This window comes from Palleronia marisminoris, from assembly GCF_900172315.1.
Classification (GTDB): Bacteria; Pseudomonadota; Alphaproteobacteria; order Rhodobacterales; family Rhodobacteraceae; genus Palleronia; species Palleronia marisminoris.
The window spans coordinates 144,142-170,487 of record NZ_FWFV01000009.1 but is presented as its reverse complement, the minus strand read 5'-3'; the positions used below and the strand labels follow the sequence as shown (position 1 = coordinate 170,487).

Sequence of the window (26,346 nt, the reverse complement as noted above, 5' to 3'; positions counted from 1 at the left end):
CTCCTGAGCTCGCTAGGTTACATGCCGCCGGCAGAGGCTGAGAGACGACATCTTGAACAGCCCCAACCCCGCGATAAGGTCGCCTGACCCGTTGAACGAAACGCTCTCCGGTAAAGCCGGGGCGGTTTAGGTACCGCTCCGCGAGCGCCTTCAGCGTGGCTTTCACCCGTGACGTAGGCGTGTCGCCGGCGCGCTATGCGCGAGACGCGCATGCGGCCTCTATCGGCAGGATCGCAGCGGAATTCGACGGCGCAATCGCCTGATGGATCTAAGTCAAGCCGACGGAGGCGTTTTCGCCAACGGTGAGAACCCATTCAGCCATCGAACCGAGCCCATTTCACGTTGCGCAAGGACTTGTAGCGGACGTGGACATGGTCGGCGCATCTCGCTTCAAGGTGGACGACCATCTATGTCGGCGCGTCGAAAACGGCGGATAACGAAGCCGTGCAAAAAGCGCAGCCATATGATCCGCGGCCGCGTGGACCCTGAGCTACTTGAGCATCAGCCACACACTGAAACCGGCGGCGGCAAGCCAGAGCGCGAAGATCGCGATCATGCCACTGCGGCTCATCGGTCGTTCCTGACGCCGCGCGGCGGTCTCTCGAATCTCCTTCATCAGCGGCGCCGGGATGAGACGCACCGCGATCAGGATGCCAAACGGCAGCAGGATTGCATCGTCGAGAAGCCCGAGCACGGGTATGAAATCCGAGATCAGATCGATTGGCGAAAAGGCGTAGGCGGCGACGCAAGCCGCGACGATCCTGGCCGTGAGCGGCGTTCCGGGATCTCGCGCGGCGATCCATAGCGCGATCGCATCGCGGCTAACGGTTCAGGCACAGCGCAGCCGCCGGACCAGAGACAACATGTTCACGACGAGATCTTCTCCGTGTCGCCGTGCCCGAAGGTCTGCGCCTCCTGGTGAGCGTGATCGATGTGCTCGAACTCGAGGCTGGAATGGGTGATCCCGAAGTCCTTCAGCTCATTCTTGAGCGTCGCCTTGGTGGCTTCGATCCTCTCCCAGCCCTCTTCGTCGAGGACCACATGGCAATCGAGCGCCGCCTCGCGTTCCTGCATCTGCCAGACATGCACATGATGAACGTCCGCCACGCCCTCGATGCGGCGCATCGCGTCGATGACGTCCATGCAATCCATGTCGGGCGGGCTGCCCAGCATGAGCGTGCGGATCGGCCCGCCGATCTCGGTCAGGGCGAGATAAAGGATGTAGAGCGCGATGCCGATCGTGATCGCCGGGTCGACCCAGGTCACATCGTAGAGGATGATGAGCGTTCCGCCGACGATCACCGCGACCGACGCCAGCGCGTCCGACAGGTTGTGAAGGAAGAGCGCCCGGATGTTCACACTCCCTTTCTGCATCGACCAAGTCAGCCAGGCCGTCAGGCTGTCCACCGCCAGCGCCACCGCGCCCAGGATCACGACCATCCAGCCCGTAACTTCCGTCGGCTCGATGAAGCGCATCGCGCCTTCATAGATCAGGTAGACGCCGACCAGGATCAGCGTCGTGTAGTTGATCAGGGCAGCGACGATCTCGATCCGGCCATAGCCGAAGGTCATGCGCTCGTCCGCCGGCCGCCGCGCGATCTTGCGGGCGACGAACGCGATCACGAGCGACGCCATATCCGAGAAGTTGTGAAGCGCGTCCGCTATGAGGGCGAGGCTGCCCGAAAGGATGCCGCCGACGATCTGCGCGACCGTCAGAAGGGCGTTGGCCCAGATCGCGATCGAGACCCTTCGGTCGCCGGATTCCGGGTCCATATGGGCGTTGCCGTGATCATGCGGCATGGCGCGTCTCCTCGTGATCATGAGCGGTCGCCGCGGCGGAGGGAACAAGGCGGCCCGATCGGATCGCCTCGACTCGCTCGTTCATCCAGTGGCGAATGACGCCCCGATAGAGCCAGCCGCGGAGGCGGGTCAACGCCTGTCGATGCTGCTGTTAGATTTCGTCCGGCGCACCGAACGTTTCGAGGTCCTGGGCGATACAGGTCTTCTGGATGTAATTGTCACCGCCACGCCAGTCGAAGGGAGGATCACGAGGCAAGTCGTGCCAGTGCTGTAGTCGCATAGGCTTTCGGCGCCCGGGAAGGCCGCTTGCAACCGTCTGAGATAGGCGGTGTCGGGAATGAAAATCCCTTGAAGTGGAGACAGACATAATCGCTACAGCCACTGTAGTTTCAAGTTTCGGTTCATCCGATGCGGCGAGTGAAGGTTACGGCGGTGCGCGCCGAAATGATCCAGCCATTGTAGGTGACCACCGTCTGATCCTTATAGCTGAACGTGCCAGCAAGAGACTCTTCGAGCTCGGGCCTCGCGGTTAGCTCGCCGTCGGCCGTTACGAGCGGCCAAGCGTTGAGGCAGTCCACGGATGTGCACGAGATAGCCGGCTCACCACCGTCGCCTTGGATGTCGGTGGTGAACATGTAGACGGGCTCGCCGTCGGGGCCGACGATATATTGGTCAAAGTCCGCGCTCTCCTCGACGCTCAAGGTCGGAGAAGTGTCTTGAGCTGCCGCAGCAGACGCGGCCGCCGCCACTACGACGACAGGAAGGAAAGATTGGAACGCAGCATCGGAAACCTCCATGATGGATCAGCTAGCTGGCGTGATGGAAACACTGCCAGAAACACCAGTTCCGACCCGTGTGGGCTGCTGCTGTGAACTCGCAGCGGACCTGCTGCACGTTCGGGGCGCATCTCGCAAGGTTGCCGGTCATCACGTGGGCGCGCCGAATACGGCCGTTATCGACCACCCGTTGCTCCACAACTGCCGCGCGAGTGCAGTCAGTTCGGACGGATGGCGCAGGCTGAGGGGATGGACGTCTGCTGAGCAGACCAGGCTTCCCTTCGCTGCAATCGCTCGATCGTGATTCCTCCGGAAGTTCTGGCAAATGATGGCGATCCTTCATCTGTTTCATCACGTCACCGAGGTCGGATCGGCTCCCACCGTCAACCGATCGATCAGCGGCAGATCAGGATGGCGACGACGAGGTTGGCGCTTGCGACCCGCTGCCGTGACGGCCTCAACCAGCCCGGTCGCCATGGTGCCGACTGCGACGCCTTCGAGAACGGCCAGCGCAACCTTGGGAACCCTCTTCGGACCGGCTACGCTCATGCCGGCGTGACCTGCGGATGCTCGGGGCTGAGGCGGCTGGACGCCAGTGCCGAGAACATGACCATAACCGTTGCCGTGGCCAGCATCACGGGGAGGCCGCCCATCTGGTAGGTGAACCCCGACAGGACGGTGCCCAGAAGGCGCCCACCGGCGTTGGCCATGTAGTAGAAGCCGACATCCATCGTCACCCGCTCGGCCTTGGTAAAGGCAAGGATGAGGTAGGAATGCAGAGCGGAGTTCACAGCAAAAACGGCGCCGAAGATCAGGAGGCCTGCGACCAGCGTGGCCGTCAGCCAAGGCTGCGGCTCGGCCGAGACGAGCGCCGCTGCAGTCAGGGCCGCAGGGATCGCCGCGAGCGCCCAGGCCCAGCCGCGTGCGGTATCGACCAGCTCGCCCTCGGGTCTTCTTGCCGCACGCAGGAGCCTCGGAGCCGCCGCCTGCACGATGCCGTAGAGGATGATCCACAGCGCCATGAACGTGCCGATCATGAAGAAGGCGGCGCGGTTGCTCTCTTCGGTTCCGTCCGACAGAACCGCGTAGAAGTAGATCGGGATGCCGACGACGAACCACACGTCCCGCGCGCCGAACAAGAACACGCGCGCCGCCGACAACCAGTTCACGTTGGCGGACTTCGAGAAGACCTCGGAGAACTTGGCGCCCTTGCGGCCCTTCGGCAGTCCCGGCGGCATGGCGATCAGCACGACGACGAGGATGACGGCCAGCACCGCCGCCATCGCCAGAACCGCCCACACGAAACCGACCGTGGCAAGGAGGCCCGCGCCCAGGAGGAAGCCGAAGCCCTTCACCGCGTTCTTCGATCCCGTCAGGATCGCGACCCAGCGGAACAGCCCGCCGGCTTCGGTCGGCGCGAGGATCTTGACCGCCGATTTGGAGGACATCTTGGCGAGGTCCTTGGCCACGCCCGACGCCCCCTGCACGACCATGACAAAGGCGACCGACAGCCCGATCGCCCAGTCGGGATCAAGCTGCGCCAGCGCGAGAAGTGCGGCGACCTGAAGCCCGAGGCCGGCATAGAGCGTGGAGGTCAGCCCGAACCGCGCCGCGATCCAGCCCGCGCCAAGGTTCGTCACCATCCCCGCGATCTCGTAGAGCACGAAGAGGTAGGCAAGCTGCACCGGCGAGAAGCCGAGCGTGTGGAAGTGCAGCAGCACCAGCATCCGAAGCGCGCCATCGGTGAGCATGAAGGCCCAGTAGGACGCCGTGACGGCGATGTAGGCCGACAGCCCCTCCGGCCGGTCTCGGCTCACAGCGATGCCCCGACCATCAAGGCCACGTCCACCAGACGATGCGCATAGCCCATCTCGTTGTCATACCATGCGTAGATCTTCACCTGCGTGCCGTTCACGACCATCGTCGAGGGCGCGTCGACAATGGAGGATCGTGTGTCGTTCACGTAATCGGCCGACACCAGGGGCCGGTCCTCGTAGCCGAGGATGCCGGCGAGCGACCCCTCGGCGGCAGCCCTGAACACGGCGTTCACCTCTTCGACCGTCGTCTCGCGCTCGACCTCGAACACGCAATCGGTGAGCGAGGCGTTCAGCAGCGGCACGCGCACCGCATGGCCGTTCAGGCGGCCGGTCAGTTCGGGATAGATCAGCGTGATCGCCGTGGCGCTGCCCGTACTCGTGGGGATCAGCGAGTTGAGCGCCGAGCGCGCCCGGCGCAGGTCCTTGGCCGGACGGTCCACGATGGTTTGCGTGTTCGTCACGTCGTGGATCGTGGTGATCGAGCCGTGGCGAATGCCTACGCCCTCGTGGATCACCTTCACCACCGGGGCGAGGCAGTTCGTCGTGCATGAGGCCGCCGTCACGATGCGGTGCTGCGCCGGGTCGTAGGTGGCATCGTTGACGCCATAGACGATGTTCGCCGCCCCACCGTCCTTGACCGGCGCCGAGACCACCACCTTCTTCACGCCCGCGTCGAAATAGGGCGCGAGCTTTGCCTCGGACTTGAAGACGCCCGTGCAGTCGATGACCACGTCCACGCCGTCCAGCGGCAGGGCAGCGATGTCCTGCGTTCCGATGAAGGGCAGCCGTCTGCCGTCGATGGTGAGGCTTTCCTCATCCGCCTCGAACCCCGCGTTCCACCGGCCGTGGACGGTGTCGAATTCCAGCAGATGCGCGTGCATCGCCGCATCGCCCACGGCGTCGTTGATCCAGGCGATCTCCGCCCCACGCTCCAGCAGGGGCCTCAGAGCCAGCTTGCCGATCCGGCCGAGCCCGTTCAGCGCGTAGACGGTCATGCGGGCTCCCCTGCGCCTCGCCGCGCGAGATCATCCACGGCACGTTGCAGCGAGATACGGTCGAGCGACGAGATCGGCAAAGCCGTGAAGGCACGGATGCGATTGGCGAGCGCTCCGTAGGCCCGTTGGAACGCGAGGCTTTTCTGCGCGTCGGTGCCATCTTCCTTCACCGGATCGGGCATGCCCCAATGCGCGCTGATCGGCTGCCCGGGCCAGGAGGGGCATTCCTCGTTCGCGGCCCGATCGCAGACCGTGAAGACGAAATCGAACCGCGGCGCGTCCTCTCCCTGGAATTCGGACACGTTCTTGGCCCGCAGGACCGAGATGTCGTGATCCTTCTGATCGAGAACGTCGAGCGCGAAGGGGTTCAGCTCGGACCGGGGTTTCGTGCCGGCGGAGTAGGCCTCGAAGCGGTCGCCGGCCTCCTCGCGGAGGATGGACTCGGCAAAGATCGAGCGGGCGGAATTGCCGGTGCAGATGAAGAGCACCTTGTATCTCCTGTCGGACATTGGCGGTGTTCCTGTGATCTGTGGCAGCGACACGGGCGAACAGAACTCCGGCCGACCGCGGCAGCAGTCGAGGAGCAGGTAATCGAAGGTGCGTCGCACCTCGGTCATCGCGATGGAGTAGCGAAGCCACGTGCCCTCGCGCTCCTGGTCGATCAGACCGGCCTGCATAAGGCCTGAGAGGTAGGAGGAGAGGGTCGAGGCCTTGAGATCGAGGGCCTGCGCGATCTCGCCCGCCGACACGCGATCGGGATAGCGCCGCATGAGCAGGCGGAAGATGGCGAGCCGCTGCGGGTGGCCGAGGGCAGCGAGGCGGGAGATAACAGGTGATTCCATATTTTTAGAATAAACGAAATACAGCGTAAGGCAAGCCAATTTCCCAGCGAGTAGGCGCATATGCTGCACCCGCGATCGGCTCGTTCTGCGTTGCGGTTGAAATGAGCTCGAAGCGGCCGCCCGCCGCGCGGTGCACGAGCGGCCGGACCGCGGGACCTTCCTGCCGTTCGCTGCGGTGGCGCAGTCTTGGCTTGCGACTTCTCTGCATCACGCGCTTCCTCTTCGCCGCATCGCAGGGCGGCAGAGCGACAATGCTCCAATCAATCGAGCCTTCTGCCTTCTGCCTTCTGCCTTCTGCGCGCGTAAGGACGACGGCGAGCCGGAACAATGGCGGCCAAAGCCTCGGGTTCTCCATACCGGCCGCGCCCGTCGGCCGTTCAGACCCGGTGCCAGGCGAGCGAATGCCGAACGGCCTCCAAGCGGCGGCTGTGACCGGAGATGCTTGCTTGACAGGATTGCTCCGTCGGCCGAAACTCGGATCATGGGGCCGGCGACCGCCCCACGAGGCGTCAGCCGAAGATCGCGTTCCACAACACCCGCCAGACGGAGGAACGCACATGCCTGCGCCCAATGCCATTTCATCCGACAAGCTCATCCGTATCATCGGAACCCCCCGCGCACCGCTCCTGCTCGACGTGCGATCAGAGGAAGATTTCGCCGATGATCCACGGTTGCTCCCTGGCGCCAACCGGATCGACGACCGCGCGCTCGGCTCCCTCGCGCCACAACTCACCGGCCAGCTGTCGATCGCCATCTGTCAGGCCGGCCACCGGCGCAGTCAGGGCACGGCCGCCTGGCTGCGTGCAGAAGGTTGCCCGTCGGAGTATCTCGAGGGCGGGTTCGAAACCTGGCGCTCTGCCGGGCTGCCGCTGATTGATCCGGCGAAGCTTCCAGCGCGCGATGCGCAGGGTCGCACGGTTTGGGTGACGCGTTCCCGCCCAAAGATCGACCGCATCGCGTGCCCTTGGTTGATCCGGCGTTTCCTCGATCCTCGTGCGATCGTCTTGTTCGTGGCACCAGCCGAGGTGACGGGGGTAGCCGAGCGCTACGACGCTGCTCCCTTCGACATCGAGAATGCCTTCTGGAGCCACCGGGGCGAGCGCTGCACCTTCGACGTCATGCTTGAGGAACTTGGATTGAGTCTACCAGCCCTCGAACGGCTCGCCATCATCGTGCGTGGCGCCGACACCGCGCGCCTTGATCTCGCCCCGGAGGCCGCGGGATTGCTTGCGGCGTCGCTCGGCCTGTCGCGGATGTATTCCGACGATCTTGAGCAGCTCGAAGCCGGTATGTTGCTCTACGACGCCTTCTATCGCTGGGCGCGCGACGCGACTGACGAGACCCATAACTGGCCCATGAACAAGCCTACGGCAGACTGATGCAGGATCGCCATTATCCCACCTTGGCCGAGGCCGCGCGCATCTGGGCACAAATCGGCCTGTTGAGCTTCGGCGGACCCGCCGGGCAGATCGCGCTCATGCACCGCATTCTGGTCGAGGAACAGCGCTGGCTGGGCGAGAAGCGGTTCCTGCACGCGCTGAACTACTGCATGCTCCTGCCCGGACCCGAAGCGATGCAACTCGCGGTCTATATCGGCTGGTTGATGCACCGCACCCTGGGCGGGATCATCGCCGGAGTGCTGTTCGTTCTACCGGGCGTCATGGCGATCATGGCGCTCAGCTGGATTTATGCGCTCTATGGTAATGTCGGATCGGTCGAGGCGCTGTTCTTCGGCCTCAAGGCGGCGGTGCTGGCGATCGTGGTGCAAGCCGTCATCCGCATCGGCTCGCGCGCCCTTAGAAACAGCGCGATGCTCACCATCGCCGCGGCGTCCTTCGTTGCGATCTTCGGTTTCGCTGTGCCGTTTCCGCTGATCATCCTCGTCGCCGGGCTGATCGGCTTCTTCGGCGCCCGCGCCGGCCTGCCCGCCTTTCGAGGCGGCGGCGGACACGGCAAGGTGGGCAAGGTGCAGGTCGCGGATGCGGAGACGCTACTCGGTGAAGAATCGCCCGAGCATACGCGCGTCAACAGGGCCTGGGCGTTCCGCATCTCCGCGGTGTTCCTCGTGCTCTGGCTGGCTCCGGTGGCGCTTCTGTTTGTGGTCTTGGGCCCGGCTAACGTCTTCGCGCAGATCGCTGGCTTTTTCAGCGTCATGGCGGTCGTGACCTTCGGCGGTGCCTATGCGGTGCTGGCCTATGTCGCGCAGGAAGCGGTGCAGAATTTCGGCTGGCTCGCACCCGGCGAGATGCTCGACGGGTTGGGCATGGCCGAAACGACACCTGGCCCGCTGATCATGGTTACGCAATTTGTCGGCTACATGGGCGCTTTCCGCGATGCGGGCAGTCTCTCGCCGCTTCTGGCCGGAACTCTGGGCGGTCTGCTGACCACATGGGTCACTTTCACGCCGTGCTTTCTGTGGATCTTCCTCGGCGCGCCGTTCATCGAGCGCCTTCGCGACAACAAGATGCTGACGGCCGCGCTAACCGCCATCACCGCCGCGGTGGTGGGCGTGATCCTGAACCTGGCTGTCTGGTTCGGGATGCATGTGATCTTCGACGAAGTCAGAAACGTTGTCACCAAGGGCCTCCATATCGATGTGCCTGTGCTGGCGTCGATGGAACTAGCGGCACTGGTTCTGGTGCTGGCGGCGGTGGTCGCGGTGTTCCGCTTCGGGTTCGGACCGATAACCGTTCTAGTGGGATGCGCCGCCGCGGGGTTCCTATTGAAGTTCGCGGGTGTCGCATAGCCGCTTCTGTCCTTGATGAATCGGAGCTGGCAGCCCAAGGCATCGGCGACGCGTCGCTTTGTTTCGCGGATGCGAGTTAAGCCTGCATCGAAGCTGCCGATTTGGGCTCGAAGCGGACCTCGGCACGGCTGGCACGTCTCGCCTACGGGTTGATGCACATCAACGACGGCGTGCCGAAAACGGCCGTATTTAACCGAGAGGTTAGGACGGGGGATCTCGTGCTGTCCGTGGGCTCCAGGGCTCTTTCGCCCTGCACCTGATGCACGCCTACGGTTCTGCCAACTTTCGGTTCAGGATCGATCCGGGCCTTGAGCCACGCCCTCTAAATCTGCAGGATCCGGGTCGCGATCAAAGGAGGAGCATGGTCAGGTCAGCTTCGGCACATGGCCCAGTTCGCGATAGCTCTCATCCTGTTCCTCGCTCCGTTCGCCTACTCGCCCGGGGAACCTGTTCTTCGCCGCCAATGCTGCACGCTTCAGGTTTAGGGCAACCGTCCCGGCGAATCTCGGCTACCACACGGCTGTTCCAATTATTCAACCGCTATGCGGGCGCAGCCTATGTCGTGAATCTCGCTTTGGAACTCGCGCGGGCAGGCGTTCTGGTCGATGATGCAGCAGCGAAGCCCGCCAACATCAAGGATGGCGTAATCCTGCTTTCGCTGATCCCGAAGGCCTATCTCATCGTTTCCCTGATGTTCACGGAGTTCACGGGCGCAAGGGATCTCGACCGGAGCGCTTTTGTCCTGCGGTTCGCGTTGGTCTTCACCATCAACAACGCGGTGGCCTTCTCGCTCTACGCAGCGCTGAGCAGCAGAGCGCCCAGGGTTCCTGCCGGAATCGCCTTCAGCGCAGCACTACGCATTCCCGCGGGAAGGCTGGCGAGGACAAGAAGGACGAGGCCGATCATGACGGGGGCGGCGCCAGTTCTCGCCCCGAAGCCATGATGCGCGACCAGGCCCCCGCTCCGTGGCACATCGGCAAGGGCCCGAACGGCGTGCGTAGCAGGTTCGCTGTGCTGGCGCCGCCGTCCGTTCTGTCGGGGCTGCAACTTGCACTGGGGCGGCTCGCCGCTGGGGCGCAGCGCCTCCGGGGTGTTCTCGAACCGTTCGACGATCAGGATGTAGGGGCCGGTCTGCTCCTTCTCACGGACGGCGAGGTTGACGTAGGTGTCGCTGACCGAGCCGAGATCGATGATGAGATCCTGCATATCCAGGAGACGATCCAGGTTCGCCTCGCCCCCGCGCCCGGTCAGGCGTCCTGTCTCGGGGAGGTCGCGGTATGGCTCGGCGATCTAGTTACGTTCCTCGGGGCGCAGCGCGTGCGGCCAGACGCTCGGCGTCTCGGGGCTTCATAACGTAGACGAGGACCGAGGCGGGTGCGGCGAAGACGGTGCTCACCTCGTCGGGATCTTCACGACTTATTCGGGACGGCAATGGCGTCGAAGCCGCATTCTGCCATGACGGACTGACCTGCGGACGAGAGGATGTGCAGCGCAAGCTTCCAGGCCTCGGACGGAGCCCCCGAGGGGCCGAAGCTTGTCGCGACGGGCGCGCGGCCTTCAGGCTGCCCGCGGCGAATAGAGAGTTGTCTTCGGCAATGGCCGGTTTCATGGCGTCTCAGAAGATGGCTGCAAGCAGGATGTGTTGAGGCATCGTCTGCCTCGCATTGTTCAGCCGCCCCATCGGTCGCCCGGCTTCGGAGGCGCTTTCGGGCTGAAGGCGCAGCGGTCGGGCTTGATGTCGAAAAGCGGCGTTCCATCGAGGCAGTCGAGCCCCCGCACGAAGAGCGTGCCCTCTTCTATCCGAAGCAGGTGGACGAGCGGGCGTGCCGATCGGTTCGGTCGGACGGACGAGCACAAGGCGAAGGCGCCCACCGTGCCTCGTCGCTGCGAAGGCTCAGGCGGGTCAGGTCCCGGCGGCTGCGGTCGAGCCAGTAGAGCACCTCGACGGACTCATAATCCTCCAGCCCCGTCAGCGCCCGATGCCAAATCGGGTCGAGGATGATCCGACATTCCGGCCCATCATGCCGTCCCTGTCGCGGGCACGCCTCGCGATCCCTCCACGTGCGGATCGAACCTCATCACCGCGTCGGATGGAGGAACGCGTGCAACAGCCGCCGCGTTCATGCGCGTGCCTGCGCTGTTCATCCCGTGCCCTGTAAATTTCGCAGCCACTCTTTCCTCAAGTGACCGGCATATCGATCATGCCTCTCGGATCCTGACCCAACTCCACCCACTTGGCCAGCCTTGATCTCCGGCTCACGAGTGTCCTACAGTCGTAGTGTAGCAAAATTTACGAAGTTGCCGGAGACTTTGCAAACCATGGGCGACGCGTTCGGCCTCGCATTCCAGCTCGTGCTCTCCGGGGACGCCGATCTGCTGGAGATCGTGCTCTTGTCGCTCCGTGTCAGCCTGACGGCGACAGGGCTGGCGTGCCTGATCGGCCTGCCCATCGGCGCGCTCGTTGCCACGGGACATTTCCGGGGGCGCAATGCGGTGCTGATCGTGATGAACTCGCTCATGGGGCTGCCGCCCGTGGTCGTAGGGCTGCTGGTCTACCTGCACCTGTCACGCTCGGGTCCCCTGGGCTTTCTTGGCCTGCTTTACACGCCGACCGCGATGATCCTTGCGCAGACCATTCTGATCGCACCCATCGTCGCGGCGCTGTCGCGGCAAGTGCTCGAGGACCTGCACGCCGAATATGCCGAACAGTTCCGCTCGCTCTGCCTGACGAAGCTGCAAACCGTGCAGGCGCTGCTCTGGGATGCGCGCTATTCGCTGCTGACCGTTGGCCTTGCGGGCTTCGGCCGTGCAGTGGCGGAGGTCGGGGCGGTCATCATCGTGGGCGGCAATATCGATCATCTGACGCGGGTGATGACCACGGCCATCGCGCTCGAGACCTCGAAAGGAGACCTCGCGCTCGCGCTCGCGCTCGGAATCATTCTTCTGGTCATTGCGCTGGGCGTGAACGCAGCCGTCCAGTCGGTGCGCATGACGGCTGCGAAGCAAGCGTATGTCTGATGTTCCCGCCACCCTGTATCAGGCCGTGGCGCTGCGAGCGCAGGTTGCCCCCATCCTGCCGCTTGCGGTGCGCGATCTTGTGCTGCGCTTCGGCGAGGAAGTTGTTCTGGACGGGGTGAGCTTCGACCTCGGCGCGACCGGCTGCACCATGATCATGGGGCCGAACGGGTCGGGGAAGAGCCTGCTGCTGAAACTGTTGCACGGCCTGATGCAGCCGAGCGCAGGTCGGGTCGACTGGGGCGGCCATGCCGCGAATACGGTGACGGACCGGCAGGCGCTCGTGTTCCAGAAGCCGGTGCTGCTGCGTCGCTCGGTGGCGGCCAACATCGACTTCGTCCTGAAGGCTCGTCGCAAGGACGCGGGCCGCCGCGATGCGCTGCTCGACCACGTGGGGCTGAGCCACAAGGCGTCCCAGCCCGCGCGCCTCCTTTCGGGGGGCGAGGCTCAGCGGCTGGCGCTGGCGCGGGCGTTGGCAACCGATCCGGAGGTGCTGTTTCTGGATGAGCCCACGGCCAGCCTCGACCCTGCGTCGGTGCTGGCCATCGAAGCCATCGTCGGCGACGCACGCAACCGCGGCGTGCGCATCGTCTTCGTGACCCATGACACGGGACAGGCGCGGCGCCTGGCGGATGACGTCCTGTTCCTTCAACGCGGCAGCATCGCCGAACACACGCGTGCCGCCGACTTCTTCCCCGAGCCGCAGAGCCAGGCCGCCCGGGACTACCTGAACGGCAGAATTGTCGTCTGACGGACCAACCAAGGGAGAAGCCACATGCAGATGAAGACACTTGGCGCAGCCACGGCCGCGACGTTCCTGGCCGGAGCCGCCTTGGCGCAGGACCAGTCCATCATCGTTCAGTCCACGACATCGACGGCGAACTCCGGCCTCTATGACTACCTTTTGCCGATGTTCGAGGAAGAGACGGGCATCCAGGTCAACGTCGTGGCGGTCGGCACCGGTCAGGCGATCCAGAACGCCGAGAACTGTGACGGCGACGTTCTGCTGGTCCATGCCAAGCCCGCCGAAGAGGCCTTCGTCGAGGCTGGCTACGGCACGAGCCGCACCGATTTGATGTACAACGACTTCGTCATCGTCGGACCCGAGGCCGACCCGGCCGGTGTCGGCGGCACGCAGGACGTGCAGGCTGCGCTGTCGAAGATCGCGGAGGAAACCGCGCTCTTCGCCTCGCGCGGCGACGATTCCGGCACGCACAAGAAAGAGATGGCGCTCTGGTCCGACGCAGGCGTCCAACCCACCGAGGCCTCCGGCGAGTGGTACCGGGAAACCGGATCGGGCATGGGCGCGACACTCAACGCAGGCATCGGCATGGGCGCCTATGTCATGACGGATCGCGCAACGTGGATCAGCTTCGACAACAAGCAGGACTACGAGATCCAGGTGCAGGGCGACGAGGACATGTTCAATCAGTATGGCGTAATCCCGGTCAGCCCCGAGCACTGCCCCAGCGTGAACGCCGAGGCGGCCCAGACCTTCGCGGACTGGCTGATCTCGGACGAGGGCCAGGCGGCCATCGCCTCCTACACGGTCGCGGAACAGCAGCTTTTCTTCCCCAACGCCCCTTCGAACTGAGAAAGATCGGGGCGGCCGAGCATGGCCGTCCCACATCACTTGAGGCCATCCCATGACCGACACCGCCTTCCCGGACCACGAGTTCCTGACCGTCAAGGAACTGGCTGAGCTGCTGCGCGTGAAAGAGCGCAAGGTCTATGATCTGGCCGCTTCGGGCGCAGTGCCTTGCTCGCGTGCGACAGGCAAACTTCTTTTTCCTTCGGACGACATTCGCGCCTGGATAGAACGCGCCAAATCGGGCGGCCCCGGCACAGCGGCCGAGCACACGGAGCGCCCGCCCATCATGCTCGGCAGCCACGACCCGCTGCTCGACTGGGCGATCAGGCGCTCGCGCTGCGGGCTGGCGACGTTCCACGACGGCTCGATGGACGGTCTGGAGCGGTTCGGGCAAGGCGAGGGCGTCGCGGCTGGTCTGCATATCCACGATGAGCTGACGGACAGCTGGAATGCGCCCGCAGTTTCCAGTGCGGCCGCGGGACAGAACGCGGTGCTCGTGAACTTCGCCATCAGACGGAGGGGGCTTGTCGTTCGCTCCGACGTACCCGCGCCATCGGGCCTGTGCGATCTTGCGGGCCGCCGCATCGTGCCCCGGCAGCCGGGCTCGGGGACCGACACGCTCTTCCGGAATCTGGCTGCTCGCGAGGGGCTCGACCGGTCCAGCCTCGATGTGGCTGAAGTGGCCCGAACCGAGGATGAAGCCGTCGAGACGGTGCGCCGCGGCGAGGCCGACGCGGCCTTCGGGCTCGAGGCAGTGGCGAAGAGTTACGGACTTGACTTCGTGCCGATCGTGGAAGAGGAATTTGCGCTTATCGTGGACCGGAAAGCGTGGTTCGAGCCTCCGATGCAAACGCTGATGACGTTCTTTGCGTCGGACGCGTTCAGGGCGCGCGCCGAAGCCTATGGCGGCTACGACATCACCGGGTTGGGCGCCGTCGTCTGGAACGCTTAGCGCGAAGGCGGAGCGTCGCGGCCATCCCTCCGTCATTGCGCGATGCGGAAAGCTACTTCATGCTTCAGATGGTGGCGATTCGTGGGAGGGGCGCCATAGCTTGTCCGGAGGGACCCGGACCGAACGGCGATGAATTCATATGGCCCTTATCGACATCGGGCTGGAGCAAACCTCCAGCGCAACACTGCAGGATTTCCTGGTCAAGCTGTGCGAGCGGCTCGGACTCGAGCATGCCGCATATGCGGGAATGGACCAATCGCAGGGAGATATCCGGGGCTTCGTCACCTATCCCGAGGAATGGGTGCGCCACTACCGGGAAAACAACCTGGCCAAGGGGGATGCGACTCTCCACCTGGCCAGCCGGAGCATCGCGCCAGTCGATTGGAGCCGCATCCCTCGGTCCGAGGAATATGATCGGTTCCTCGACCGGGCGATGGATTTCGGCATCCCCCGGAACGGCGTTACCGTTCCCGTCAGGGGACCGTTCGGCGATATCGGGATGCTCAGCGTTTCGATGTCCGGATCCGCGGATGCGTGGGCGCGGACATATGCGCGGGTCGTCCCCGAACTGCAGGTCGCGGCGGTCCATGTCCATGACAACGTCGTTCGGGCGTTTGCGTCCCCTCACCCCGGCATCAGGCCGACCTTGTCCGCTCGTGAGGTGGAAATCCTGCAATGGATCGCGGTGGGCAAGACGCAGCGTGACATCGGTTCGATCCTCGCGATTTCGGACCGGACCGTCGAGGTGCATCTGCGATCCGCCCGCACGAAACTTGCCGCGCTGACGACGGCGCAGGCGGTCGCAAGGGGCATCAAGGCCAGGCTGATCGACCCTGAGTGACGGCGCGACGCGCCTCGCTCGCGTTCTACGGGATTCCCCCAATTGCTGATGCCCTGGTAATTGGCGATCAATCTCTCAGAAAATCTGGGAGAACTCGCTATGATCATCATCGTCGATGCGCTCAACCGACATGAGTATTCCGGCCTGCTCGATCGCATGTTCCAATTGCGGGCACAGGTGTTTGGAGGACGCCTCGGGTGGGACGTCCATGTGGAGAATGGTCGTGAGGTCGATCAATTCGACGCCCTCGACCCCGGTTACGTCATCGGCGTGAACGAGGATGGCGAGGTCGTCTCTTGCGTCAGGGCGCTGCAGACCACCGGTCCGCACATGCTGGCCGACGTCTTCAGCGCCATCCTTGGCGGAGAGGCCCCGCTGAGAAGCCCCACTGTGTGGGAATCGACGCGCTTCTGCGTCGACACGAAACGCCTGGGCCTCGGCCGTGGCCCGGGAACGATCTCGGGCGCGACGAGCGAGCTGATGATCGGGTCGCTGGAATGGGCGATGACCTCGGGGATCAGCGACATCGTCACCGTGATCGACCCGATCATGAACAAGGTGCTGAAGCGCTCGAACAACGCGCCATACGACTACCTGGGCGAGACCACGCAGATGGGCAAGGTCCCGGCAATGGCGGCCCTGCTGGACTGCACGCCCGAGCGGATCGCGCGTGTCCGCGAGTTCTCGGGCATCGACCACGACGTCTTCGCCAACGAGAGCCAGGCCCGCCGCTTCTCGGACGCGGCGCCGGTCGCGAAGGCCGAGAAGGCGACCGACGCGCAGATGCAGAGCTATCTGGAAGAGCAACTCGCCGAGGCCGACACTGCGCGAGACCGCGCTGCGGCACTGCGGACATGGAACGAGCTTTACGCCCGCGGCCTCGTTGCCAGCCGGCCGCCGATCCCTGCCCTCTCGAGCGTTTCCTGACCGTGATCGCGGCGCGCAGATCGCAGGATTTGCGCGCCGCCGATTCGAGAGGCGGGAGTAAGTGTTCGGTTTTTCGTGTTGCGGATGTGTTGGTGCCGCCCCTATCGTTCGGGTAGCCTACCCTTGTGATGTTGAACACGGACTGCCGGCCACAGACATGAACCGCGAAATTGCACCGGATGCAGGGCTGGATCGAAGCGTCCGAAGCCTTCAGAAGATCGGCCCGGCGGGATACGCGGTCATGCTGCACCTGCGCGGTCTGTCATGCCGCCTGATCGAGCGTACGTACCCGCAGAGATGGATCGAGCACTACAACGCCAACGGCTACGCCCTGCGGGATCCCATCATCGGGTGGTGTATCGAGCATGTCGGAACGATCCGCTGGTCGAACCCCGATCTTCCCGACCCCTATGGCATCATGGAACGCGCAGCAGGCTTCGGGCTGCCGTTCGGCGCGTCGATATCCCTTGGACCGAAGGATTGTCGCAGCATCGTCAGCGTCGCCCGGGCTGATCGCGAGCTTGAAGCCGACGAGCTGGAGACGCTCGACAACCTGGGCCGGCACATCCACCAGCTTCTCCCTTGCGAGCTGGAACTGACGGTCAAGCAGCGCGAGGCGATCGAATGCGTCGCGGCGGGGATGCGGATGAAGCAGGCCGCAGCTTTCATCGGAATATCGGATTCGGCCCTGAAGATCCGCTTCCGTTCGATCCGTGAAAAGTTGAGCGCCCGCACCAACGCAGAGGCCATCCAGCGGGCGAAAGACTACAACCTCATCTGACGACCGGCGGCGACGTCCCGGTTAGGCGTCTGCCAGAGGTGAAACAGGCTTGCGATGTGAGGCTGAACCGATGGTGCTGCCGGAGAGATTCGAACTCTCGACCTCTCCCTTACCAAGGGAGTGCTCTACCCCTGAGCTACGGCAGCATTCTCGGTGGCGGGTCACTAGACGGAACCGGACGGGCATGCAAGTAGTCGGGCGCAGATTTTTGCGCCACCCGACCGGGCCGCGGCAACTGGACCCGCAGGGGTGCGTGCTCTATGTCGGGCGCATGTCCGCGAAGAAGCCGTCAGAGACCGAGAAATCCGCGCGCGAGACGCGGGAGGATCGGCTGAAGGCCGCGCTCAAGGCCAACATCCAGCGTCGCAAGGCGCAAGCGAAGGCGCGCGCGTCAGAGGCAGCGGACGAGGAACAGAGCTAGGGGAACAGGCATGGATTCGATCGTCGTGACCGGCGGCAACGAGCTGAACGGGCAGATCCCCATCGCCGGGGCCAAGAACGCCTGTCTCACGCTGATGCCCGCCACGCTGCTCAGCGAGGCGCCACTGACGCTGACAAACGCGCCGCGGCTGTCGGACATCATCACGATGACGGCGCTTCTGCGGTCCCTGGGCGTCGAGGTCGATGTGCAGGAGGACGGTCGCGTCCTGGCGCTGTCCTCGCATGACCTGACCAGCCACCGCGCAGACTACGAGATCGTGCGCAAGATGCGGGCCTCGATCCTGGTGCTGGGCCCCCTTCTCGCCCGTGGCGGCGTGGCCGAGGTTTCGCTGCCGGGCGGCTGTGCCATCGGCGCGCGTCCCGTGGACCTGCACCTGCGCGCGCTCGAGGCCCTGGGAGCCGAGATCGACCTCAGCGAGGGGTACGTCCATGCCAAGGCGCCCGGCGGCCTCAAGGGCGGAAAGGTCGAGTTTCCGCTCGTCTCGGTCGGCGCGACCGAGAACGTCCTGATGGCAGCGACGCTGGCCAAGGGAACCACCACCATCGAGAACGCCGCCCGCGAGCCCGAGATCGTGGACCTTGCCGACTGCCTGCGCCGCATGGGTGCGCGGATCGAGGGCGACGGCACCTCGACCATCACCGTCGAGGGCGTGGACAGCCTGAACGGCGCGACCCACCCCGTCGTGACCGACCGGATCGAGCTTGGCACCTATATGCTGGCCCCCGCCATCGCGGGCGGCGAGGTCGAGTGCCTCGGCGGCCGGATCGACCTGCTCGGGGCGTTCTGCGAGCGGCTGGATGCCGCCGGCATCCTTGTCGAAGAGACCGGGAACGGCATCAGGGTCGCGCGCCGAAACGGGCTGCTGAAGGCCGTGGATGTCAGCACGGCGCCCTACCCCGGCTTTCCCACCGACTTGCAGGCGCAGATGATGGCAGCGCTATGCACGGCCGAGGGCACCTCGACCCTGCACGAGACGATCTTCGAGAACCGCTTCATGCACGCGCCCGAGCTGTCTCGCATGGGGGCCCGGATCGAGGTCCATGGCGGCACCGCCCGTGTCACCGGGGTCGATCGGCTGAAGGGCGCGCAGGTGATGGCGACGGATCTGCGTGCCAGCGTGTCGCTGATCCTTGCCGGCCTGGCGGCCAAGGGCACGACTCAGGTCAACCGGGTCTATCACCTCGACCGCGGCTACGAGCAGGTCGAACACAAGCTTGGCGCCGTGGGTGCGCAGATCGAGCGGGTGCAGGGCCCATGACCGAAGACGCCCGCTTCGAGGACGCGCAGGGCGGCCCCCTCCGCCTGCGCGCGCTGGACCTCGACGACCTCGCTGTCGTGTCGTCGCTGGTGCAGGATGCTGTCCTTCCCGTGACCGAGATGCGGTGGGACCACGTGCAACGCCGCTTCGGCCTGCTTCTGAACCGCCTCCGCCGCGAGGATGACGCGGCCGAGGTCGAGCGGGTGCGAACAGTCCTCGTGGTCGAGGACGTGATGGCCGTGCGCACCTCCGGGATCGAGCGCGAAGATCGCGACCTTGTCTGCGCGGTGCTGTCGGTGACGATGGAGCCGGGCGAGGACGGAACCGGCACCGTCATGATCACCCTCGCCGGGGACGGCGCCATCGCGCTCTCGGTCGAGGCGCTCGAGGTCACCCTGCGCGATGTGACCCGCCCCTATCATGCGCCGTCGGGCAAATTCCCCGATCACGGCCTCGACTGACCCGCCGCCCCGGCCGGAGATCCCCCATGCCCCAGCTGCTTTCGACCGACGATTCCGACTTCAATACCCGCTTCGCCGATCTTCTGACGATGAAGCGCGAGGATTCCGTCGACGTGGACGACACGGTCGCTGCGATCATCGCGGATGTGCGCGCGCGGGGCGACGAGGCGCTTTGCGACCTGACGACCCGTTTCGACCGCTTCACCCTGACGCCCGACCGGATCGAAATCACGGGGCCCGAGATCGACGCCGCCGCGCGCGCCGTTCCCCAGGCCGAGCGGGCCGCGCTGGAGCTCGCCGCGCAGCGCATCCGCGCCTACCACGAACGCCAGATGCCCAAGGATGAAAGCTGGACCGACAAGAGCGGCGCGACCCTTGGCTGGCGCTGGTCCCCGGTTTCGGCCGCGGGGCTCTACGTGCCGGGGGGGCTTGCCTCGTACCCGTCGTCGCTTCTGATGAACGCGATCCCCGCCAAGGTGGCGGGCGTCAAGCGCCTTGTGGTCACCGCGCCCACGCCCGACGACAAGGTGAATCCGCTTGTCCTTCTGGCCGCCCGGATCGCCGGTGTGGATGCCGTCTACCGCGTCGGCGGCGCGCAGGCGATCGCGGCACTGGCCTACGGGACCGAGACGATCGACCCGGTGGACAAGATCACTGGTCCCGGCAACGCCTATGTCGCCGCCGCCAAGCGCCGGGTCTTTGGCCGGGTCGGCATCGACATGATCGCCGGACCCTCCGAGATCCTTGTGATCGCCGACGCCGACAACGATCCAGACTGGATCGCGCTCGACCTTCTCAGCCAGGCCGAGCATGACGAGAGCGCGCAGGCGATCCTCATCACCACCAGCGCAAAGCTGGGGCAACAGGTCGCTCGGGCGGTCGAGGCGCGGCTTCAGACCCTTGCGCGGCGCGACATTGCCGCCGCCTCGTGGCGCGACTACGGCGCCATCATCACCGTCAACGATCTGGGCGAGGCCGCCGCGCTGGCCGACCGGATCGCGCCCGAGCACCTGGAGCTCTGCGTGAGCGAGCCCGATCCGCTCGCCGCCAACATCACTCATGCGGGCGCGATCTTCCTCGGCAAGTGGACGCCCGAGGCCGTCGGCGACTATGTCGGCGGACCCAACCACGTCCTGCCGACCGCGCGCTCGGCGCGGTTTTCGTCGGGGCTGTCGGTCATGGACTTCCTCAAGCGGACGACGATGGCACGGATGACGCCCGCCTCGCTGAAGGCGATCGGTCCTGCGGCCGAAACGCTCGCCAATGCCGAAAGCCTGGAAGCCCATGGCCTCAGCGTCCGCGCCCGGCTCGACACGATGAACTGATATGACCGCGGCCCCGGATGTGATATGCCTTGTGTCAGGGAGGTTCACCCGGACGACGGGACCATGAACCGATGACATGTCTGAGCAAGATAGAACTCGACGAAACGGGGCTTGCGGCACCGTCGCCCGAACTCGAGCAGGAAAGACGCGTCGCCGTCTTCGACCTGCAGGAGTCCAACTGTTTCGAGGTGAAGGGCGCCGCCCCCGGCCCCTACGCGCTGCGGCTCGGCGCCGAGGCGGGGCGCATCGTCTTACACTGGACGGCCCCCGATGGCGAAACCGGCACCTTCCGCCTGTCCCTTGGCCCGCTCGACCAGGCTGTGAAGGACTACCGGGCCCTGTGTGACACCTATGTCGAGGCAGTCCGAACCCTGCCCCCAGCCCGCATCGAACAGATCGACACTGCCCGCCGCGACATCCACGACGAGGCCGCCCGCCAGTTGCGCGCGCGGCTGTCGGACCACGTCTCTGTGGACAACGCGACGGCACGGCGGCTCTTCACCCTGATCTGTACGATCGGCACCCGCGACTGACGCAGATGCGTTATCTTGCTTGATTCCGGGCCAGTTTGGCCCCATCTACTGCGCGTTCGCCAAATCCGGCGGATGGCAATCACGGAGTGACCATGGCCAAGGAAGAGCTACTCGAATTTCCGGGCGTCGTGAAGGAACTCCTGCCGAATGCGACGTTCAGGGTCGAGCTCGAAAACGGCCATGAGATCATCGCGCACACGGCAGGCAAGATGCGCAAGAACCGCATCCGGGTTCTCGCGGGCGACAAGGTGCAGGTCGAGATGACCCCCTACGATCTGACCAAGGGCCGGATCAACTATCGCTTCAAGTAAGGCGGCGCGCCGCGCAGGTCTGCCGTTCGCCACGAGAGCAGCGACCGTCGCCCCTTCGCACGACCGGGTGCCGACATGACCGCTTCCCCGCCACGCCTGATCCTCGGTTCCGGCTCGCCCCGCCGGCTGGAGCTTCTGGCCCAGATCGGCCTGACGCCCGACGACATCCGTCCCCCGGACATCGACGAGACACCTCGCAAAGCCGAACTGCCCCGGCCCTACTGCCTGCGCATGGCAACCGAAAAAGCCGTGGCGGTCGAGATCGGCGACAACGAGGTCGTGCTGACGGCCGACACGACCGTTGCGCGGGGCCGCACGATCCTGGGCAAGCCCGCCGACGCGGACGAGGCCCGTGCGTTTCTGCGATCGCTCTCGGGCCGACGCCACACCGTGGTCACCGCCGTGGCCGTCCGCTACCGGGACACGATGCGCGCCCGCGACGTGGTCACGGCGGTCCGCATGAAGCGCCTGACCGAGGCCGAGATCGAGGGCTACATCGCCACCGGCGACTGGCAGGGCAAGGCCGGCGGCTACGCCATCCAAGGTCCGGCCTCGGTCTTCATCCCGTGGATCAGCGGCTCGTTTTCCGCCGTGGTCGGCCTGCCATTGGCCGAGACCGCGGCTCTCCTTTCCGCAACCGGGATCTCCCCGTTCGAGGCACCATGAAGGGCACGACCATCCATCTCGACACCTTCGCCGGTCGCCTCGCCGCGGCAAGGATGAAGGACGGCCTGCTCGACGACCTGCTCGTCGCGCCCGACGAGGGCACGCCGCTGCCCGGCGCGATCTACCGTGCCACGGTGGACAGGGTGCTGAAGGGCCAGGGCGGCGCCATGCTGAACCTGCCCGAGGGCACAGCCTACCTTCGGGGCGCAAAAGGCCTGCGTCCCGGCGAAAGCCTGCAGGTGCAGGTGACGGGCTACGCCGAGGCCGGCAAGGCCGTTCCGGTGACGGACCGCCCGCTCTTCAAGTCCCGCTTCGCCATCGCGACGCCCGGCAAGCCCGGCTTCAACGTCTCGCGCCAGATCCGCGACGACGATCTGCGCGACGGCCTGCTGGAACTCGCCCACGACACGCTGGGGCCCCCCGGTGAGATCGGCCTGATCCTCCGCTCGGCCGCCGCCGAGGGCAACCTCGACGAGATCGCCGCCGACATCGTGGCCATGACCGACCTCGCCCGGCAGGTCGCCGAGGATCAGAGCCGCGAGCCGCTGCTTCTGGTCGACGGCTCCGACCCCCATACCGAGGCCTGGCGGGAATGGCCCCTGCCCGACGCGCTGCATACCGAGCCTGGCAACTTCGCGGAGCATGGCATCGACGAGATGATCGAGGACCTGCGCCAGCCCCGCGTGAACCTTTCCGGCGATCACTGGATCAGCATCGAGCCCACGCGCGCTCTTGTCGCGGTGGACGTGAACACCGGCGCCGACGCTTCGTTGGCGGCCGGCCTCAAGGCCGACATCGCGGCAGCGCGCGCCCTGCCCGCCGCGCTTCGTTGCCGAGGCTTGGGTGGGCAGATCGTCATCGACATGGCCCCGGCCCCCAAGAAGGACCGCCGCCAGATCGAGCAGGTCCTGCGGGCCGCCTTCCGCACCGATCCGGTAGACACGGTGCTCGCCGGATGGACGCCTCTCGGCCACTTCGAGCTGCAGCGCAAACGAGAGCGCCTGCCGCTTCACCGGATTTTCGAAGGCTAAACCGATGTCCTGCCCCATCTGCAGCAAGGAATCCGACCATCGCTTCCGCCCTTTCTGCTCGGCCCGCTGCGCCGATATCGACCTCGGCCGCTGGCTGACAGGCAGCTATGCGATCCCGGCGGACGATGACGAGGCATGGGAAGAGGATGCGCGCCAGGATCCTCCGCTCGAGCACTGATTTTTTGTCTGCGCCCTCTGGACCCTCCCGCTCAGGCCGTCTAAGAGAGCGCCACCCCGCCGGCGGTCTCCGCCGCGTGCCCGTGCCCGGGTAGCTCAGGGGTAGAGCAGTGGATTGAAAATCCTCGTGTCGGTGGTTCGATTCCGCCCCCGGGCACCACTTCAAACGGCGAGCCGTTGTCACGCTCATGGTTTATCGTATGTCGGCGTGCGGTCTCTGATGTGCAGAGGGTCGCACAACGCCGTGTTCCGCAACGCTTTGCCCTTGCCAGATGGCGCGCGCACTCCACTTCATGGAAGGCACTGACATATTGCGGCCTCGGCCCGTCTGGCCAGCAGGCCCCGCTCATCTATGCGCGACGGCGGCACCCCTACCGCAAATTCACGATCGTCACAGATGGAGCACTTCCTTGGTGAACAAAAACACTGTATTCCGCCCGTCGAAAGCCGAGACCAAGGCTGAGAGCACAAACACGTTCGTGAAAGCCATCATCGAAGGCGAGACCGCAACACGCGAAGCCAAGACGGCCCGCCTCCGCGCGGCGCGCGCCGAAAGAGACGCCAACGCGAAGATCAACGAAGAGGCGCAAAAGGCGTCGTCCCCGAAAAAGACCCCGCGAAAAAAGGCTTCCTCGAAGCCGAAACCTACGAGCTGATTGACCCCTTGATCCACGATTCCGTTCCGACGCCCGACCCCGCCACTGCGCAAGCAGCCTCCGCTCATGAAGAACGGGACGCCCGCAGCTGGGTGCGTCTTCTTGCGAACTACCGCGAACCGTCGCGGTTGCGCAGCGCAGTCGAGCTCCTCATTACCCTCGTGCCCTTCGTCGCCCTCTGGGCGCTCGCGTGGTGGAGCCTGTCCGTCAGCTATGCCCTCGCCACGGCCATCGCCGCTCTGAACGGCGCCTTCCTGGTCCGGCTGTTCCTGATCCAGCACGATTGCGGGCACGCGTCGTTCTTCAAGAACCGCTCGGTGAACGACTGGGTCGGGCGGTCGCTGGGCGTGCTGACGGTGACACCGTACAATGTCTGGCGCCGTGCACATGCACATCACCATTCCGCTGCCGGCAATCTCGACAAGCGCGGCATGGGCGACGTGCTGACGCTGACGGTAGACGAATATCGCGGCCTCTCGCGCTTCGGGCGGCTGCGCTACCGGCTCTACCGGCATCCGCTGGTGCTGTTCGGCCTCGGTCCGAGCTACGTGTTCCTCCTCGCCAACCGGCTGCCGGTGGGTCTGATGCGCTCGGGCTGGAAATACTGGGCCAGCGCCATGGGCACCAACCTGATGATGCTCCTCGTCCTGGGCGCGATCGCCTATTTCGGCGGGGTAGCACCGCTCGTCTTCGTCTTCCTGCCCACGACCGTCGTCGCGGCCTCGATCGGGATCTGGCTCTTCTACGTGCAGCACCAGTTTGAAGAGACCAGCTGGGACGAAGAGCCCGACTGGCAGCTTCACGACGCGGCCCTGCATGGCAGCTCGCACTATATCCTTCCGGGCGTATTGCGGTGGTTCTCGGCCAATATCGGGGTGCATCACGTGCACCATCTGCAAAGCCGGGTGCCGTTCTACCGCCTACCCGAGATCCTGAACGACCACCCCGAGCTGAACGAGGCGCAACGCCTCACCATCCGCGAAAGCTTCAGGACCGTGGGGCTTCAGCTCTGGGACGAGAAAAGCCGACGCCTCGTCTCCTTCGCGCAGGCGAAGGCCATCTGAGGGCGGGATGGGTGCGCCGCACGTGTTTGCGATGGCAAGGCGCCTCCTTCTCATTTGTCTCCTGACCGCCTGGGGGCCGCAGCTTTCCGCGCAGGAAGATGCGCCTGCGTCAAGCCCCGTCGCGGTCGAGGATGCGCCCGCCGACGCCCCAATCGCCGCCCGGCTTCGCGCCATACTCTCGGCCCTCGACCTCGACGACATCGCGGTGTCGGTCGAGGCCGGGGTCGTGACCCTGTCGGGGAGCGTTGCCGATCCAGCCGCAATCGAGCAGGTGGCCGGGATCGCCGATCGGCTAGACGGAGTCGTGGCTGTGCGGAACGAACTCGCCGCGACTGACGAACTCGCCCAACAGCTGGATCCGGTGCTGGTGAGGTTTCGCGCACGGTTCGACCAGGTACTGGCGCGGCTTCCCTTGCTGGCACTGGCCACTGCCGTTTTCGCTGCGGTCGTAGTCCTCGGGTTTCTCCTGGCGCGCGCGCCGCTGTGGAACCGACTGGCGCCGAACGCATTCATCGCCGGGATATATGCTCAGGCCGTCCGCGTCGCCTGCGTCATTGCCGGCGTGGTGATCGCGCTCGATCTACTGGGCGCGACCGCTCTTCTGGGGACGATCCTGGGCGCTGCCGGCATCGTCGGCCTCGCGATCGGTTTCGCGGTTCGCGACACGGTCGAGAACTTCGTCGCTTCGATCATGCTGAGCCTGCGCCAGCCGTTCCGGCCCAATGACCTCGTCGAGATCGAGGGCGACGTGGGTCAGGTAATCCGCCTCACCTCGCGCGCCACGATCCTATTGTCGCTGGACGGCAACCACGTCCGCATCCCGAACTCCGTCGTGTTCAAGGGCCGGATCGTGAACTACACGCGCAACCCTGCCCGCCGCTTCGTCTTCGACATCGGCATCGACCCTGAAGCGGATCTCGAGGCGACGCGTCTCCTTGCCGAAAACACGCTGAAGGCCCTGCCCTTCGTTCTCTCGGATCCCGAGGCGCTGGTCTGGATCGAGAACATCACCGAGGCCGGCGCCGTCCTGCGGATAACCGGTTGGATCAATCAGGACGAGACCGGGTTCCCGACCGCCCGCGGCGACGCCATCCGCCTTGTGAAATCCGCGATCGAGGCCGCCGGCGTGGCCATCCCGGACACGACATATCGCATCCGCCTCGAAGGAACCGGTTCCGTTCCCTCGGCCGCGCCCCGTTCAGCGAAGCCCTCCCCGCCGCGGGCCCAGCAGAATGCGCTGATCGTTCATCCGTCCGAGAAGAAGGCACTGACCCCCATCGTCGCCGCCGAACGGCGCGACAAGTCCGATTTGCTCAGCGGTGACGCCCCGCAGGAGTAG

31 protein-coding genes and 2 tRNA genes are annotated in these 26,346 nt (G+C 65.3%); 24 read left to right on the top strand and 9 right to left on the bottom strand.

All coding sequences use genetic code 11. The features are described 5' to 3' along the window. Positions 1–490: 490 nt before the first annotated feature. The 7 genes from PAM7066_RS19390 to PAM7066_RS15075 form a co-directional block, all read right to left on the bottom strand. A complete protein-coding gene (locus tag PAM7066_RS19390) occupies positions 491–760 on the bottom strand; it encodes a YkvA family protein (RefSeq protein ID WP_276326090.1) in 270 nt (89 codons plus the stop codon). A gap of 107 nt (positions 761–867) precedes the next feature. Next, on the bottom strand, positions 868–1,800 hold the full coding sequence (locus tag PAM7066_RS15105; RefSeq protein ID WP_085855062.1) for a cation diffusion facilitator family transporter: 933 nt from the start codon (positions 1,798–1,800) through the stop codon (positions 868–870). 401 nt (positions 1,801–2,201) lie between these two features. After that, positions 2,202–2,597 (bottom strand): COG4315 family predicted lipoprotein, encoded by a 396-nt coding sequence (locus tag PAM7066_RS15095; RefSeq protein ID WP_085855060.1) that lies wholly within the window; start codon positions 2,595–2,597, stop codon positions 2,202–2,204. Positions 2,598–2,927: 330 nt separating this feature from the next. Further along, entirely contained in the window at positions 2,928–3,125 is a 198-nt protein-coding gene (locus PAM7066_RS15090; protein ID WP_085855059.1) for a hypothetical protein, read from the bottom strand. Further along, positions 3,122–4,393: an organoarsenical effux MFS transporter ArsJ gene (gene arsJ, locus PAM7066_RS15085; RefSeq protein WP_370738097.1), complete on the bottom strand. Its 1,272-nt coding sequence runs from the start codon at positions 4,391–4,393 to the stop codon at positions 3,122–3,124. Before arsJ ends, PAM7066_RS15090 begins: the two co-directional genes overlap by 4 nt. Further along, entirely contained in the window at positions 4,390–5,388 is a 999-nt protein-coding gene (locus tag PAM7066_RS15080) for an ArsJ-associated glyceraldehyde-3-phosphate dehydrogenase (RefSeq protein WP_085855057.1), read from the bottom strand. The genes arsJ and PAM7066_RS15080 overlap by 4 nt, the downstream gene beginning before the upstream one ends. After that, positions 5,385–6,230: a metalloregulator ArsR/SmtB family transcription factor gene (locus PAM7066_RS15075; RefSeq protein ID WP_085855056.1), complete on the bottom strand. Its 846-nt coding sequence runs from the start codon at positions 6,228–6,230 to the stop codon at positions 5,385–5,387. The genes PAM7066_RS15080 and PAM7066_RS15075 overlap by 4 nt, the downstream gene beginning before the upstream one ends. 557 nt (positions 6,231–6,787) lie before the next feature. Between PAM7066_RS15075 and PAM7066_RS15070 the strand changes: the two genes are divergently transcribed. From PAM7066_RS15070 to PAM7066_RS19040, 4 genes are all read left to right on the top strand, one after another. Continuing rightward, positions 6,788–7,609 (top strand): chromate resistance protein ChrB domain-containing protein, encoded by an 822-nt coding sequence (locus tag PAM7066_RS15070; RefSeq protein WP_085855055.1) that lies wholly within the window; start codon positions 6,788–6,790, stop codon positions 7,607–7,609. Further along, positions 7,609–8,976: a chromate efflux transporter gene (gene chrA, locus PAM7066_RS15065; RefSeq protein ID WP_085855054.1), complete on the top strand. Its 1,368-nt coding sequence runs from the start codon at positions 7,609–7,611 to the stop codon at positions 8,974–8,976. The genes PAM7066_RS15070 and chrA overlap by 1 nt, the downstream gene beginning before the upstream one ends. 463 nt (positions 8,977–9,439) lie before the next feature. Then, entirely contained in the window at positions 9,440–9,919 is a 480-nt protein-coding gene (locus PAM7066_RS19045) for a hypothetical protein (RefSeq protein WP_175484680.1), read from the top strand. Then, complete coding sequence (locus PAM7066_RS19040) at positions 9,916–10,329, top strand: hypothetical protein (protein ID WP_175484681.1); 414 nt, start codon at positions 9,916–9,918, stop codon at positions 10,327–10,329. The genes PAM7066_RS19045 and PAM7066_RS19040 overlap by 4 nt, the downstream gene beginning before the upstream one ends. A gap of 315 nt (positions 10,330–10,644) precedes the next feature. Here the strand turns inward: PAM7066_RS19040 and PAM7066_RS19380 are convergent, their stop codons facing one another. Further along, positions 10,645–10,848 carry a TrmO family methyltransferase domain-containing protein gene (locus PAM7066_RS19380; protein ID WP_245749711.1) on the bottom strand — a complete coding sequence of 68 codons (204 nt, stop codon included), beginning with the start codon at positions 10,846–10,848 and terminating at the stop codon, positions 10,645–10,647. A gap of 438 nt (positions 10,849–11,286) precedes the next feature. Here PAM7066_RS19380 and PAM7066_RS15050 point away from each other — a divergent pair, with 438 nt between their 5' ends. The 7 genes from PAM7066_RS15050 (at position 11,287) to PAM7066_RS15020 (ending at position 17,083) form a co-directional block, all read left to right on the top strand. Beyond that, a complete protein-coding gene (locus PAM7066_RS15050) occupies positions 11,287–11,994 on the top strand; it encodes an ABC transporter permease (RefSeq protein ID WP_370738099.1) in 708 nt (235 codons plus the stop codon). Continuing rightward, the gene (locus tag PAM7066_RS15045; RefSeq protein WP_085855052.1) at positions 11,987–12,742 is read left to right on the top strand and encodes an ATP-binding cassette domain-containing protein; all 756 of its coding nucleotides are present in this window, start codon (positions 11,987–11,989) and stop codon (positions 12,740–12,742) included. Before PAM7066_RS15050 ends, PAM7066_RS15045 begins: the two co-directional genes overlap by 8 nt. 30 nt (positions 12,743–12,772) lie before the next feature. Beyond that, on the top strand, positions 12,773–13,585 hold the full coding sequence (locus tag PAM7066_RS15040; protein ID WP_370738098.1) for an ABC transporter substrate-binding protein: 813 nt from the start codon (positions 12,773–12,775) through the stop codon (positions 13,583–13,585). 52 nt (positions 13,586–13,637) lie between these two features. Further along, entirely contained in the window at positions 13,638–14,534 is an 897-nt protein-coding gene (locus PAM7066_RS15035) for a substrate-binding domain-containing protein (protein WP_085855050.1), read from the top strand. Positions 14,535–14,673: 139 nt separating this feature from the next. Continuing rightward, positions 14,674–15,375 (top strand): LuxR family transcriptional regulator, encoded by a 702-nt coding sequence (locus PAM7066_RS15030; RefSeq protein ID WP_085855049.1) that lies wholly within the window; start codon positions 14,674–14,676, stop codon positions 15,373–15,375. Between the two features lie 99 nt (positions 15,376–15,474). Then, positions 15,475–16,302, top strand: a complete 828-nt coding sequence (locus PAM7066_RS15025; RefSeq protein WP_085855048.1) for an acyl-homoserine-lactone synthase — start codon at positions 15,475–15,477, stop codon at positions 16,300–16,302. 157 nt (positions 16,303–16,459) lie between these two features. Continuing rightward, positions 16,460–17,083 (top strand): helix-turn-helix transcriptional regulator, encoded by a 624-nt coding sequence (locus PAM7066_RS15020; protein ID WP_085855047.1) that lies wholly within the window; start codon positions 16,460–16,462, stop codon positions 17,081–17,083. Positions 17,084–17,154: 71 nt separating this feature from the next. Here PAM7066_RS15020 and PAM7066_RS15015 read toward each other — a convergent pair. Further along, positions 17,155–17,229: transfer RNA gene (locus PAM7066_RS15015), tRNA-Thr, on the bottom strand. Positions 17,230–17,354: 125 nt separating this feature from the next. Between PAM7066_RS15015 and PAM7066_RS19035 the strand changes: the two genes are divergently transcribed. The 13 genes from PAM7066_RS19035 (at position 17,355) to PAM7066_RS14950 (ending at position 26,346) form a co-directional block, all read left to right on the top strand. Beyond that, positions 17,355–17,504: a hypothetical protein gene (locus PAM7066_RS19035; protein WP_175484682.1), complete on the top strand. Its 150-nt coding sequence runs from the start codon at positions 17,355–17,357 to the stop codon at positions 17,502–17,504. Between the two features lie 10 nt (positions 17,505–17,514). Then, positions 17,515–18,783: a UDP-N-acetylglucosamine 1-carboxyvinyltransferase gene (gene murA, locus PAM7066_RS15005; protein ID WP_085855045.1), complete on the top strand. Its 1,269-nt coding sequence runs from the start codon at positions 17,515–17,517 to the stop codon at positions 18,781–18,783. Then, the gene (locus PAM7066_RS15000; RefSeq protein WP_085855044.1) at positions 18,780–19,244 is read left to right on the top strand and encodes a DUF2948 family protein; all 465 of its coding nucleotides are present in this window, start codon (positions 18,780–18,782) and stop codon (positions 19,242–19,244) included. The genes murA and PAM7066_RS15000 overlap by 4 nt, the downstream gene beginning before the upstream one ends. Positions 19,245–19,270: 26 nt before the next feature. After that, entirely contained in the window at positions 19,271–20,569 is a 1,299-nt protein-coding gene (gene hisD / locus PAM7066_RS14995) for a histidinol dehydrogenase (protein ID WP_085855043.1), read from the top strand. A 71-nt stretch (positions 20,570–20,640) separates the two neighbouring features. Continuing rightward, the gene (locus tag PAM7066_RS14990) at positions 20,641–21,102 is read left to right on the top strand and encodes a UPF0262 family protein (protein ID WP_085855042.1); all 462 of its coding nucleotides are present in this window, start codon (positions 20,641–20,643) and stop codon (positions 21,100–21,102) included. A 92-nt stretch (positions 21,103–21,194) separates the two neighbouring features. Continuing rightward, positions 21,195–21,413: a translation initiation factor IF-1 gene (gene infA, locus PAM7066_RS14985; RefSeq protein WP_007205486.1), complete on the top strand. Its 219-nt coding sequence runs from the start codon at positions 21,195–21,197 to the stop codon at positions 21,411–21,413. A gap of 75 nt (positions 21,414–21,488) precedes the next feature. After that, positions 21,489–22,079: a Maf family protein gene (locus PAM7066_RS14980; RefSeq protein WP_085855041.1), complete on the top strand. Its 591-nt coding sequence runs from the start codon at positions 21,489–21,491 to the stop codon at positions 22,077–22,079. Then, a complete protein-coding gene (locus tag PAM7066_RS14975) occupies positions 22,076–23,110 on the top strand; it encodes a ribonuclease E/G (protein ID WP_085855040.1) in 1,035 nt (344 codons plus the stop codon). The genes PAM7066_RS14980 and PAM7066_RS14975 overlap by 4 nt, the downstream gene beginning before the upstream one ends. Positions 23,111–23,114: 4 nt before the next feature. Next, positions 23,115–23,288, top strand: a complete 174-nt coding sequence (locus tag PAM7066_RS14970; protein ID WP_085855039.1) for a DNA gyrase inhibitor YacG — start codon at positions 23,115–23,117, stop codon at positions 23,286–23,288. A gap of 84 nt (positions 23,289–23,372) precedes the next feature. Beyond that, positions 23,373–23,447, top strand: a tRNA-Phe gene (locus PAM7066_RS14965). A 250-nt stretch (positions 23,448–23,697) separates the two neighbouring features. Further along, positions 23,698–23,943, top strand: a complete 246-nt coding sequence (locus PAM7066_RS18710; RefSeq protein WP_139215029.1) for a hypothetical protein — start codon at positions 23,698–23,700, stop codon at positions 23,941–23,943. A gap of 11 nt (positions 23,944–23,954) precedes the next feature. Next, the gene (locus tag PAM7066_RS14955; RefSeq protein ID WP_090929475.1) at positions 23,955–25,007 is read left to right on the top strand and encodes a fatty acid desaturase; all 1,053 of its coding nucleotides are present in this window, start codon (positions 23,955–23,957) and stop codon (positions 25,005–25,007) included. A gap of 31 nt (positions 25,008–25,038) precedes the next feature. Further along, positions 25,039–26,346: a mechanosensitive ion channel family protein gene (locus tag PAM7066_RS14950; protein WP_085855069.1), complete on the top strand. Its 1,308-nt coding sequence runs from the start codon at positions 25,039–25,041 to the stop codon at positions 26,344–26,346.

Excerpts from the sequence above, each read along its gene's own strand:
- PAM7066_RS14970 (WP_085855039.1), top strand. The coding sequence starts at position 23,115 with ATGTCCTGCCCCATCTGCAGCAAGGAATCCGACCATCGCTTCCGCCCT.
- PAM7066_RS15105 (WP_085855062.1), bottom strand. The coding sequence starts at position 1,800 with ATGCCGCATGATCACGGCAACGCCCATATGGACCCGGAATCCGGCGAC.
- PAM7066_RS15090 (WP_085855059.1), bottom strand. The coding sequence starts at position 3,125 with ATGAGCGTAGCCGGTCCGAAGAGGGTTCCCAAGGTTGCGCTGGCCGTT.
- PAM7066_RS15075 (WP_085855056.1), bottom strand. The coding sequence starts at position 6,230 with ATGGAATCACCTGTTATCTCCCGCCTCGCTGCCCTCGGCCACCCGCAG.
- PAM7066_RS15045 (WP_085855052.1), top strand. The coding sequence starts at position 11,987 with ATGTCTGATGTTCCCGCCACCCTGTATCAGGCCGTGGCGCTGCGAGCG.
- PAM7066_RS19045 (WP_175484680.1), top strand. The coding sequence starts at position 9,440 with ATGCTGCACGCTTCAGGTTTAGGGCAACCGTCCCGGCGAATCTCGGCT.
- PAM7066_RS19035 (WP_175484682.1), top strand. The coding sequence starts at position 17,355 with ATGTCCGCGAAGAAGCCGTCAGAGACCGAGAAATCCGCGCGCGAGACG.
- hisD (WP_085855043.1), top strand. The coding sequence starts at position 19,271 with ATGCCCCAGCTGCTTTCGACCGACGATTCCGACTTCAATACCCGCTTC.
- PAM7066_RS15025 (WP_085855048.1), top strand. The coding sequence starts at position 15,475 with ATGATCATCATCGTCGATGCGCTCAACCGACATGAGTATTCCGGCCTG.
- PAM7066_RS15020 (WP_085855047.1), top strand. The coding sequence starts at position 16,460 with ATGAACCGCGAAATTGCACCGGATGCAGGGCTGGATCGAAGCGTCCGA.
- PAM7066_RS15000 (WP_085855044.1), top strand. The coding sequence starts at position 18,780 with ATGACCGAAGACGCCCGCTTCGAGGACGCGCAGGGCGGCCCCCTCCGC.
- murA (WP_085855045.1), top strand. The coding sequence starts at position 17,515 with ATGGATTCGATCGTCGTGACCGGCGGCAACGAGCTGAACGGGCAGATC.
- PAM7066_RS14950 (WP_085855069.1), top strand. The coding sequence starts at position 25,039 with ATGGCAAGGCGCCTCCTTCTCATTTGTCTCCTGACCGCCTGGGGGCCG.
- infA (WP_007205486.1), top strand. The coding sequence starts at position 21,195 with ATGGCCAAGGAAGAGCTACTCGAATTTCCGGGCGTCGTGAAGGAACTC.
- PAM7066_RS19040 (WP_175484681.1), top strand. The coding sequence starts at position 9,916 with ATGATGCGCGACCAGGCCCCCGCTCCGTGGCACATCGGCAAGGGCCCG.
- PAM7066_RS15035 (WP_085855050.1), top strand. The coding sequence starts at position 13,638 with ATGACCGACACCGCCTTCCCGGACCACGAGTTCCTGACCGTCAAGGAA.
- PAM7066_RS15080 (WP_085855057.1), bottom strand. The coding sequence starts at position 5,388 with ATGACCGTCTACGCGCTGAACGGGCTCGGCCGGATCGGCAAGCTGGCT.
- PAM7066_RS15095 (WP_085855060.1), bottom strand. The coding sequence starts at position 2,597 with ATGGAGGTTTCCGATGCTGCGTTCCAATCTTTCCTTCCTGTCGTCGTA.
- PAM7066_RS15040 (WP_370738098.1), top strand. The coding sequence starts at position 12,773 with ATGAAGACACTTGGCGCAGCCACGGCCGCGACGTTCCTGGCCGGAGCC.
- PAM7066_RS14980 (WP_085855041.1), top strand. The coding sequence starts at position 21,489 with ATGACCGCTTCCCCGCCACGCCTGATCCTCGGTTCCGGCTCGCCCCGC.
- PAM7066_RS15070 (WP_085855055.1), top strand. The coding sequence starts at position 6,788 with ATGCCTGCGCCCAATGCCATTTCATCCGACAAGCTCATCCGTATCATC.
- chrA (WP_085855054.1), top strand. The coding sequence starts at position 7,609 with ATGCAGGATCGCCATTATCCCACCTTGGCCGAGGCCGCGCGCATCTGG.
- PAM7066_RS15030 (WP_085855049.1), top strand. The coding sequence starts at position 14,674 with ATGGCCCTTATCGACATCGGGCTGGAGCAAACCTCCAGCGCAACACTG.
- PAM7066_RS14975 (WP_085855040.1), top strand. The coding sequence starts at position 22,076 with ATGAAGGGCACGACCATCCATCTCGACACCTTCGCCGGTCGCCTCGCC.
- PAM7066_RS14990 (WP_085855042.1), top strand. The coding sequence starts at position 20,641 with ATGACATGTCTGAGCAAGATAGAACTCGACGAAACGGGGCTTGCGGCA.